This is a genomic window from Myroides sp. LJL115 (assembly GCF_054871665.1).
On record NZ_JBTXLS010000067.1, the window covers coordinates 1 to 10213 of the forward strand.

Here is a 10213-nt window from a genome sequence, read left to right on the forward strand (position 1 = left end):
TAAAATAGGTAGTAGTAGTGGTTTTATCTGGGTTTTTCGATACAAAATAATACTTCCCATCTCCATCCTTATGTAAAGTAACATTTCCTTCTATATTAATAAAAGTATTTTCTATAAACTCTTTATTCTCAGTAAGATGCTCTATAAAAGTATCTCCAGCAATACTTGCAACATCAATATAGAATCCTAATGCAGGATCAATAGTTTCTATCGGAGCTGTTGGATTTTGAACTCTCCAATCTTTAATTACTTTTTCATTAAAATAACGATAACCTAATGTAACTTCTTTTGTACCGCCTATCCCATCATTAACGTTACCCTTAACTGGCAACATAAAGGTTTCTGTTTCGGTTCCTTTGATAATTTCTTCTAAAGTAATTTCTTTTAAGGTATAAGTAACTTTATCATCAGCATCTACACTTGGAACCAAATAACTAAACTTTCCTTTACTAGCATCAGATCCATCCGGAGTAAATGCTACTAGATAACTAAGATCCGTTGCACTTCCACCTGGAATTTTAGTAATTTTCTCAATCTCTTGATAAATTTCCTTTCTTAAATTGTCGATAATAGTATTCAATCTACTTTCAGAAGTAATCAATTCCCATTTTCCAGCTGAATTATTACCAGCCCAATAGTAAAAACCTTTTGGAATATCAACCCCGGCTACAGTGTTATAAATTAAAATGGATTCTGTACCGCTTTGTCCAGCAAGCTCGAAAGTGTCTAGTTTCTTCAATTCCATACGTGGAATCAATACCCCCTTATCAGAGGCGTTTACATCTAAAATAGCACTCGCATCAGGAAGACCCTTCCCAATACCAAGACCAGGGTCCTGTGCATAGGTAGTTGCTGCAGCAGCCACTAAAAACAACATAGTAATTTTTTTCTTCATATTAAAAGCTTATTGATTTTACAATTTTTGATTTTCTAAACATTTTATTTTAAAAGCCTTAAACTATAAGGATGGTATAAAACATTATATATACACTCTCCTTTTCCAAAAGCTTAAAACAAATCTACAACTTTAATTAATAAAATTGTTAATATTGTTAATTTAAAAAGCTTTGATTCGTAAATTATCCAATTATTAAAATAATCTCTTTATTTTTAGCATAATTTAACGATATTTTCAACATATATAAAGATTTCATATAATTTAGTTAAAGAAAAAAATATTTAAGCTTAAGCTGACAAAAAAAAATGAAAGTATTATTTAATTTATTTATTGACTTTTTTACAAATTGACTTTTTATTTGTGTTAAAAAAGCTAAAATCATAAGATTTTTAAGTTAAAATAATTAAATAGATTTCGTTAAAATTACATAAACTTTTAAAGCGAAAACAAAAAAAAACGAGCTTAAAATATTTTGTTAATAACACCATATCTTAAGGTCGTTTTTCTATTTTGAAAAAGGGGATATAAAAAGGGGAAGGTTGCAAGTGCTAAAAAAAATCTATTCACACTATATAAACTACCAGTTGTTTTTCACCAACACAATGAAAAAACAAGGTGATTAAGTATCACCTTATAATAAGGTCGTTTTAAAGCCAGGTTGTCTTAGGCAAAAACTAAAATCTTCTTCATTATCACATACACAATACAAGCGTAGAGCATGCCCATCAATCTTTTTAAATATTGCTTTAATACCCTTAGGTAGGATAGAGCAGCATTGGTTAGAACTCTCTCCCGCATACTTGGGATCAATATCTACGGTGATTAACACCACGAATTCATTGGATTTTAACTCTATAGGTAACTTCATAATTATCTTGTTTTTATTGGTTATTGTCCTAATTTAGAAAAAAAAACACACTTTACAATCTTTTTTTGAAAAAAAATCTACTTCTAATTGCATATATTTCACTACTTATATTTACTTTTTCACAAACTACCGACCTTAAATCAGGGTGAATATTCATATTAAATAATTCTACCTCAATATTTTTTCCGAAAAAGCATTTTACCTCAACAAACCTTGCTAATGTTTTAATATTTATTTGGCAAATATTTTTTATACCTTTGTCCTTTAAATATTCAAAGTAAGCATAAATAACAATTAGAAAATGCAAAACATTCCTAGTGTTGACTTACGTGATTTCCTATCGGATGACCCGGTACGTAAACAAAAGTTTGTAAATGAAATCGGAAAAGCCTACGAAGAAATTGGATTCGTAGCATTAAAAGGACACTTTTTAGACGACCAACTTGTTAAGAGTCTTTATAAAGAGGTTCAAAACTTCTTTCAACTTCCATTGGAAGTAAAAGAAAAATACGAAATCCCTGGTATTGGAGGACAAAGAGGTTATGTTTCTTTTGGAAAAGAACATGCTAAAGGCCGTCAAGAAGGAGATTTAAAAGAGTTCTGGCATTTTGGACAGTACGTACAAGATGATCCTGCCTTAGAGGCAACTTACCCAAAAAATGTTACTGTTAATGAATTAGCGAATTTCAACCCAGTAGGAGAGCAAACATATAAAATGCTTGAAAAGACAGGTGTTTATGTATTAAGAGCCCTAGCTATATACTTGGATTTAGATGAGTTTTACTTTGACGCTTATGTAAAAAATGGTAATAGTATCTTACGACCAATTCACTACCCTCCTATTACAAGCGAACCTAAAAATGCAGTACGTGCAGCAGCTCACGGAGACATCAACTTAATTACCTTATTAATGGGGGCACAAGGAAAAGGCTTACAAGTTCAAAATCACCAAGGACAATGGATTGATGCTATTGCTAAAGAGGATGAATTAGTAATTAACGTTGGAGATATGCTATCAAGACACTCTAACAACAGATTAAAATCAACTATTCACCAAGTGGTTAATCCACCAAGAGAATTATGGGGTACTTCTCGTTACTCTATTCCTTTTTTCATGCATCCAATAAGCTCAATGCCTTTAGACTGTTTGCCAAATTGTGTAGATCAAGACAACCCTAAGAAATACGATGATATTACTGCTGGAGAGTTTTTACACCAACGACTAGTAGAACTAGGATTAATTAAAGAATAGATATTCTTTTTTATTATAGACACAATCAAAGGGACTCAAATTGACATTGAGTCCCTTTTTTATTATGACAAATCACTAAGGAAAAAGCCCCACTATACCCAACAATTTTGTATATTTGAGTCTAGTGGACTCCACTACAATAAAGCGAATTTTCACACAACAACTATGAGTAAGAAAAAACTTAGTTTGGAAGATTTAGGAGGATTTGTGTTTTCAACCAATGAAGATTTTGAATTTTCTACCCCTGAACCAATCGAAACTTTAGCCCCTAAAGACCAAAGATTAGAGGCGCATTTAGACAAAAAAAATAGAGCAGGTAAAATAGCTACCATTATTAAAGGATTCCAAGGGGATCCAGAGGATTTGAAAGTCCTTGCAAAACAACTAAAAACCTTATGTGGTGTTGGAGGAAGTACAAAAGATCAAGAGATTATCATCCAGGGTAACTTCCGAGACAAAATCATGGAATTTTTAACCAAACAAGGCTACAAGGTAAAACGAGTAGGCTCATAAAAATAAATCATTATGGAAATAAAGTCTTCAGAACTAATCTTAAATCCGGATGGAAGTATCTATCACCTTAATTTAAGACCGGAAAATATTGCACCAGATATCCTATTTGTTGGTGACCAAGATCGCGTAGATAGAATATCTTCTCATTTTGACTCCATTGAATTTAAAACTCAAAAAAGGGAGTTTAAAACCCATACAGGAACCTACAAAGGAAAACGATTATCAGTGATTTCTACTGGAATAGGACCGGATAATATAGACATTGTTGTCAATGAAATTGATGCCCTATTTAATATAGATTTCCAAACAAGGACTATAAAAGAGCACTTAACTAGCGTAAATATAGTAAGAATTGGAACATCTGGATCTTTACAAAAAGACATTGAAGTAGATAGTTTTGTTTTATCACAAAGTGGATTGGGATTGGATAATTTAATGCGCTCCTATATTATTAGAGATATTAGCCAAGATCAAATGGAAGATGCTTTTATAGAGCATACAAATTGGGATCTAGCAAAAGGAAGACCTTATATTATTAAAAATAGTAGTTCTTTACAACAGCGCCTGCAAAGTGAACAAACCCATTTAGGAGTAACCGCTACAGCAGGAGGTTTTTATGGACCTCAAGGAAGAGTTTTGCGTTTACCTATAGCTGACCCTCTATTAAATAGTAAAATCGATAACTTTTTTTACCATGGCCAGCGTATTACTAATTTTGAAATGGAGACTGCCGCTATTTATGGTCTATGTAAACTATTAGGTCACCATGCTGTATCATTAAATACTATTATCGCTAATAGAGCCAATGGTACATTCTCCAAAGATCCTTATAAAGCAGTTGATCGCTTAATAAAATATACCTTAGATCAGTTAACTAAATAACTTTTCTTTTTCAAAGTACACTCTACCCTAAAAATGACACTACACCAATCTTTTTTAGGGTATTTTGTTTTATATATAAGGAGTACTTCTACTGCTACTATTTTGCTTATAGTTTTTCAAAAAATATCTTCCCACTATTACAGGTGAAAATTCAAACATTTTTGGACTAGTATTCAGCCTAGATAAAAATGGCTGATTTTCCAATTTAAAAGGCTCAATTCACTTGAAAATATAAAATTTCACCTGGAATTAGTATAATATTTAACATAAATAAACATTACACACCTCTTTAGTATTACCATATTGAAAATATTTACTATGCTTACATAGTTGTTTACACAATTAATTGTAAAAAAACTAACATAGCAATAGGCTTTTATCTTAAAGAATGCGTTATATCACATAAATAACCACATATGTCTTTTTATTAATGATATATTAATATATATACCTACATTTAGGTGCTTAAAATTTTTATTTGAAATGATACAAGAACTTACAAATGTGCAAAGAATAAAATATGCCCCATATTTAGAGCGTATTATTACAGCGGAGCAAGCAGCTCAAATGATTCATGATAAAGCAGTAGTTGGAGCCAGTGGTTTTACTAAAGCTGGAGATAGTAAATCGGTATTACCTGCTTTTGCAGAACGTGCAGCCAATGAAAATGTAGCCATTACTTTGTTAACTGGTGCTTCTTTGGGACAAACAACCGATGCAGACTTAGCCGCAAATAATGCCGTAATTAGAAGAATGCCTTTCCAGGCAGACTCTACTATGAGACACTCCATTAATGATGGACAAATTAAATATGTGGATCAACATTTAAGTGAAACCATAGAGCACCTACAAGAAGGACATATCCCACAAGTGGAAATTGCTATTATTGAAGCAGCTTATATCGATGAGCAAGGATTTATTATTCCTACAACTTCTATTGGAAACTCTGCATATTTTGCAAGTGTAGCACAAAAAATAATTATTGAGATAAATTCTGCTATGCCTTTAAGCATTGAAGGTATACATGATAATAGTGTTCCTGGTAAACACCCTAATAGAAAGTCTATTGACATTTTAGATGTGAAAGACCGCGTTGGAGAAACCTTTATTCGTATTGACCCTTCTAAAGTAGTAGGGGTTGTTTTCACAGATATTTTAGACTCCCCAGCAGTACTTCCTGAACCAGATACTAAAACAATTGCTATTTCTAAGCACTTATTAAAGTTCTTCGAACAAGAAGTGAAAAAAGGAAATATGGATTATTCCCTACTTCCACTACAAGCAGGTATTGGAAAAGTTGCCAATGCTGTTCTTACAGGATTTATCGATGGCCCATTTAGCAATCTTACTATGTATTCGGAAGTGCTTCAAGACAGTACATTTGATTTAATCGATGCTGGTAAAATGACCTTTGCATCGGGTTCATCCATCACAGTGACCCAACAATGGTATAATAAGCTAATCAACAACTTAGATAAATACAAAGAACATCTTGTACTACGTCCGCAGAACGTTTCTAACGCTCCTGAGGTAATCCGAAGACTTGGTATTATCGCCATTAATACTGCCATAGAATTTGACATCTATGGAAATGTAAACTCTACGCATATTGGCGGAAATAAAATGATGAATGGAATTGGTGGTTCTGGAGATTTTGCTCGAAATGCCTACTTGAGTATTTTTGTTACCCAATCTGCATCGAAAGACAATAAAATATCTCATATTTTACCAATGGTATCCCATGTGGATCATACAGAGCATGATGTAGATATACTAGTTACCGACCAAGGCCTAGCTGACTTAAGAGGTCTTTCACCAAGAGAGCGTGCCGAGGTAATTATTGAGAATTGTGTACACCCAGATTATAAAGAAGAAATAAGAGATTACTACAATAGAGCCAAAGAATTAGGTGGCCATACTCCTCATATTTTAGAGGAAGCTTTTTCTATGCATACTAGATTTAAACATACAGGCTCAATGAAGTCTTAATTCACGGATAATAAAGGATAAACTAGCATTTAATTTTTACTCTCTTTATTTATTCCAAACCTATAACGCTTACCAAGAACTATTAAGTGCTTTGCAGGCGTTATTTGTTTTATAACCTCCCCAAAAGAGCATCTATTACTCCCCTATTTATGTTTGATACGCATTAATACCTAGGGTAATTATTGCAATTATTACACTGCTGCCTTATAGCTTTCACTTTAGAAAATACCCAAGGAAATATTTTTAAAGTGATACTTGAAAAATCGTGATAATTATTTCACAAATACCAATAATAAAAGCTCTGAAATCAGGTAAAAAAGCCAAAAACACTTCCATTGAATTCTCTTATTTAATCAATCCTTTTAGTATATTAGCAAAGCAATGTTAATGAATAAAAAATGACAAAAGTTGAAATTATAGGAGTGCCAGAGCATTTTAATTTGCCTTGGTTAATGTGTATTGAAAATGAAGATTTTACAGACAAAAATATCGATTTAAGATGGAAAGATATCCCTCAAGGTACAGGTAAAATGTGCCAGATGCTTAGGGACAAGCAAGCTGACCTTGCCATTATTCTTTCTGAAGGAATTATAAAAGATATCAGCCAAAGCAACCCATGTGTTATTATCCAAGAATATATTAGTAGTGCATTAATTTGGGGAATCCACGTAGCTCACAATTCTAATTACCAAACTATAGAGGATCTCAAAGGCAAAACCATCGCTATTAGTCGATATGGCTCTGGTTCCCATTTAATGGCTATTGTTCACGCTAAACAAATGGGTTGGAATACAGAGGATCTAAACTTTTTAGTGGTAGATACTCTAGAGGGTGCAATTAGCGCTTTACAAGCTGGAATGGCAGATTACTTTATGTGGGAAAGGTTTATGACACAACCCATTGTTGACCAGGGAATATTTAGAAGAATAGCTCAATGTCCTACACCATGGCCTTCCTTCTTATTAGTTGGTAATAAAGATTTTGTAGAACAAAATGCAACCATAATTCAAGATATTTTACAGGTCATTAACACCACTACAAAAGAGTTTAAACACATTCCGAGTATTGATAAAACATTAGCATTAAAATACGATCAAAAAATAGAAGACATACAACAATGGTTAAGCCTAACCACTTGGTCTCAAAATCAATTAAGTCAAAAACACTTTGATTTAATCCAAAATCAATTGAAAGATTTAGACCTTATTGAGCAAACCATTCCCTACAAAACCACCGTATTGTAAGGTATTTAAACCCTAGTAAAATAAGCTATGCCAAAAGTGCAATCAAATAAATGGTACAAAGGCCTAAGGATACCCAATCCTTGGGCCAATAGCATTATTTTACTTTTGAATATTTTACTTACCATTCCTTTATTTATCCTAGTACACCAAAATATAACCGATCCACAATGGCCTTGGCACTTAGATAGGATCTTGCTGTTTTTGGCTATTATTGGTATTTTACAATTTGTATTACACAAACTTAAAACCCTGTTGTTTTTGTTAGTACTTTTTTATTTGCTAGTGTTTTCTTGGGCTAGCATTTTTGGGGGATATGGCTTTTTGGCAGTTTATGAAGACTATCGAATAATGATCTACAGTATGATGCAATCCAATACTCCTCAAGATATTATCATCAATAAACTATTGCCTTTCCCTAATAAATCAAAAATCACTAAAGCAGTAGAATTTGATAAACCACAAGTCAGAAACTTTGCCTTATTAGCTACTACAAAGCACTTTACCAAAACACCATCTTTTCATCAAAACAGACAATTAATCCAAAGCTTCGCGGTATTTAAAGAGATAAGAAGTAGATGGAATTATGTCAATGATCCAAGGGGAAGAGAGTATATTGCCACAGCCTCAGAATCACTAATTCACTTTTCTGGGGACTGTGAAGACTACTCGGTGTTAATGGCTGCTAGTCTAAAATCTATTGGAGCAAGTGTGCGATTAATACATACCAAGGGCCATATGTATCCAGAATTACTCATTAAAAACACCCAAGAATTAGAACAAGCAATTTATCTGATTAAGGAAGAGCTATTCCCTGATCAAAGTAAGAATAAAGAACTTTTTTATCATCTTGATGACAGAGGCCAAATTTGGCTTAATTTAGACTATACCGCTTCTTATCCAGGAGGACCTTTTATGTCAGAGGAGATTTTAGGACAACTTACCCTATATTAAGACTTGATAATTTTTTTAAAATCTACTTATAGTTTGCCATAAATCCCTTAGCTATCTATTTAATAGGAATAAGGTACTTTTTACTTCTATTCATCTAGCAATACGCACTTTTTCAATATAATAGTTGCTACTATCTGTTATTTTTTACTTATATTTGTAGCTAACTATCAAAGACCGCCGAAATTTATTTAAATAATAAGAAAAAATTTTTTCATGAGAAAAATCTTAATTTTATTTGGCACAATGGTCCTAATAATGGCATGTAATGCAAAACACAACTTCCAAATTAGCGGAAGTATACAAGGAATTGAACCTAATACTACGGTTTACTTAGAAAAACTCGATCCCTTTACTAAAAAGATTATAAAAGTAGATTCTACAAAAGTCGACAATAAAGGATATTTTGAATTCAAATCAAATGCCGACAATGTAGATATGGCATTTATTGCGGTAAAACACTTGGTTCATAAAGCTCCTTTTTTCATAGAGCCTGGTAATATCCATCTTACTTATGATTTAAACTCCAATGAAGTTCCACAAGCAACAGGAGCCAAATACAATGATCAATATATTGCCTATAATGAGAAAATATCCTATTTGACAACTAAGGCAAGTGATTATCACCTTTCTACTCAGCAGGCATACAAAGAAGCGATAGCTCAAAATCAGGTTGAGAAAGCAAATGACATTGTTGCTGTTTACGAATCTATAACCAAGGAGTTAGAAGATTTTAGAGAACAATATCCCCAAGAAAATCCTGGATCAATTGTAAATCTAATTAATTTATACAATGGGCTAAAAACTCCTACAAAAGATAAAGAAGTCTATCAAAACCAATGGGAGAAAATAGATATAGAGTTACAAAACACCCCGATTGGTCAAAAAGTAATAAGTGACATACAAGCAATGCCAACTATCTTAAATAAAATTGGCCAAAAAGCACCCAATTTTGAAGCTTTAACACCAAAAGGTGAAAAACTATCTTTACAACAAGCCCTTGGAAAGATTACAATTGTAGATTTCTGGGCTGCTTGGTGTGGACCGTGTCGAGAAGAAAACCCTAATTTAATTAGTATTTACAACGACTATCACCAAAAAGGTCTAAATATCTTAGGTGTATCCTTAGACAAGGAGGAAGATAAATGGTTAAAGGCTATAAAAGACGATAAGCTACCTTGGCTCCAAATATCTAACTTAATGTATTTTAAAGATCCTATAGCTAAATTATATGGATTAAAGTCCATACCAGCAACCTTCATCTTAGATAAAGATGGAGTAATTATCGCAAAAGATCTTAGAGGAAAAGAATTACGAGAAAAAATAGCAGAATTATTAGATTAAACACTTTTGTCTAAACGTCCTTAAGGGGCTGTCTCAAATGAGATAGCCTCTTTTTTGTGCTTTTAAGTAAAAAACACCATTATAATTATTTGAATTTCAATTTAATATACTTAAATTAGTATAAGCAATTCAAGTAAATATGGCAAAGCAAGCACCACGTTATAGACTTTACGATCAGAATCAAATGAGTTTGATTCCTCATTCTTTGGAAGATTTCATTCCTGCCTTGCATCCAGTACGCATTGTAAATAAGGTTATCGATGAATTGGACTTAA

8 protein-coding genes and 1 pseudogene are annotated in these 10213 nt (G+C 32.6%); 7 read left to right on the top strand and 2 right to left on the bottom strand.

Annotated features, from left to right (window positions below; translation table 11 throughout):
- Both ACYSNX_RS12375 and ACYSNX_RS12380 read right to left on the bottom strand, forming a co-directional pair.
- Window positions 1-895 (bottom strand): annotated as a pseudogene (locus ACYSNX_RS12375) (hypothetical protein); the annotation flags it as partial.
- A gap of 634 nt (window positions 896-1529) precedes the next feature.
- Window positions 1530-1766: a hypothetical protein gene (locus tag ACYSNX_RS12380; protein ID WP_461754973.1), complete on the bottom strand. Its 237-nt coding sequence runs from the start codon at window positions 1764-1766 to the stop codon at window positions 1530-1532.
- Window positions 1767-2067: 301 nt separating this feature from the next.
- Between ACYSNX_RS12380 and ACYSNX_RS12385 the strand changes: the two genes are divergently transcribed.
- The 7 genes from ACYSNX_RS12385 (at window position 2068) to ACYSNX_RS12415 (ending at window position 9938) form a co-directional block, all read left to right on the top strand.
- Complete coding sequence (locus ACYSNX_RS12385) at window positions 2068-3018, top strand: isopenicillin N synthase family dioxygenase (RefSeq protein ID WP_461754974.1); 951 nt, start codon at window positions 2068-2070, stop codon at window positions 3016-3018.
- Between the two features lie 165 nt (window positions 3019-3183).
- Window positions 3184-3531, top strand: coding sequence for a translation initiation factor (locus ACYSNX_RS12390; protein WP_461754975.1), 348 nt, complete (start codon window positions 3184-3186; stop codon window positions 3529-3531).
- 12 nt (window positions 3532-3543) lie between these two features.
- Complete coding sequence (locus ACYSNX_RS12395; RefSeq protein ID WP_461754976.1) at window positions 3544-4413, top strand: nucleoside phosphorylase; 870 nt, start codon at window positions 3544-3546, stop codon at window positions 4411-4413.
- Between the two features lie 483 nt (window positions 4414-4896).
- Window positions 4897-6402, top strand: a complete 1506-nt coding sequence (locus ACYSNX_RS12400) for a succinate CoA transferase (RefSeq protein WP_461754977.1) — start codon at window positions 4897-4899, stop codon at window positions 6400-6402.
- Between the two features lie 398 nt (window positions 6403-6800).
- Complete coding sequence (locus ACYSNX_RS12405; RefSeq protein WP_461754978.1) at window positions 6801-7646, top strand: substrate-binding domain-containing protein; 846 nt, start codon at window positions 6801-6803, stop codon at window positions 7644-7646.
- A 27-nt stretch (window positions 7647-7673) separates the two neighbouring features.
- Entirely contained in the window at window positions 7674-8597 is a 924-nt protein-coding gene (locus ACYSNX_RS12410) for a transglutaminase-like domain-containing protein (protein ID WP_461754979.1), read from the top strand.
- A 213-nt stretch (window positions 8598-8810) separates the two neighbouring features.
- A complete protein-coding gene (locus ACYSNX_RS12415) occupies window positions 8811-9938 on the top strand; it encodes a redoxin domain-containing protein (RefSeq protein WP_461754980.1) in 1128 nt (375 codons plus the stop codon).
- The last annotated feature ends 275 nt before the right edge of the window (window positions 9939-10213 follow it).

What these genes read in the sequence shown, in the direction of transcription:
- ACYSNX_RS12410 (WP_461754979.1), top strand. Translation starts at nt 7,674, where the DNA reads ATGCCAAAAGTGCAATCAAATAAATGGTACAAAGGCCTAAGGATACCC.
- ACYSNX_RS12395 (WP_461754976.1), top strand. Translation starts at nt 3,544, where the DNA reads ATGGAAATAAAGTCTTCAGAACTAATCTTAAATCCGGATGGAAGTATC.
- ACYSNX_RS12390 (WP_461754975.1), top strand. Translation starts at nt 3,184, where the DNA reads ATGAGTAAGAAAAAACTTAGTTTGGAAGATTTAGGAGGATTTGTGTTT.
- ACYSNX_RS12405 (WP_461754978.1), top strand. Translation starts at nt 6,801, where the DNA reads ATGACAAAAGTTGAAATTATAGGAGTGCCAGAGCATTTTAATTTGCCT.
- ACYSNX_RS12385 (WP_461754974.1), top strand. Translation starts at nt 2,068, where the DNA reads ATGCAAAACATTCCTAGTGTTGACTTACGTGATTTCCTATCGGATGAC.
- ACYSNX_RS12380 (WP_461754973.1), bottom strand. Translation starts at nt 1,766, where the DNA reads ATGAAGTTACCTATAGAGTTAAAATCCAATGAATTCGTGGTGTTAATC.
- ACYSNX_RS12400 (WP_461754977.1), top strand. Translation starts at nt 4,897, where the DNA reads ATGATACAAGAACTTACAAATGTGCAAAGAATAAAATATGCCCCATAT.
- ACYSNX_RS12415 (WP_461754980.1), top strand. Translation starts at nt 8,811, where the DNA reads ATGAGAAAAATCTTAATTTTATTTGGCACAATGGTCCTAATAATGGCA.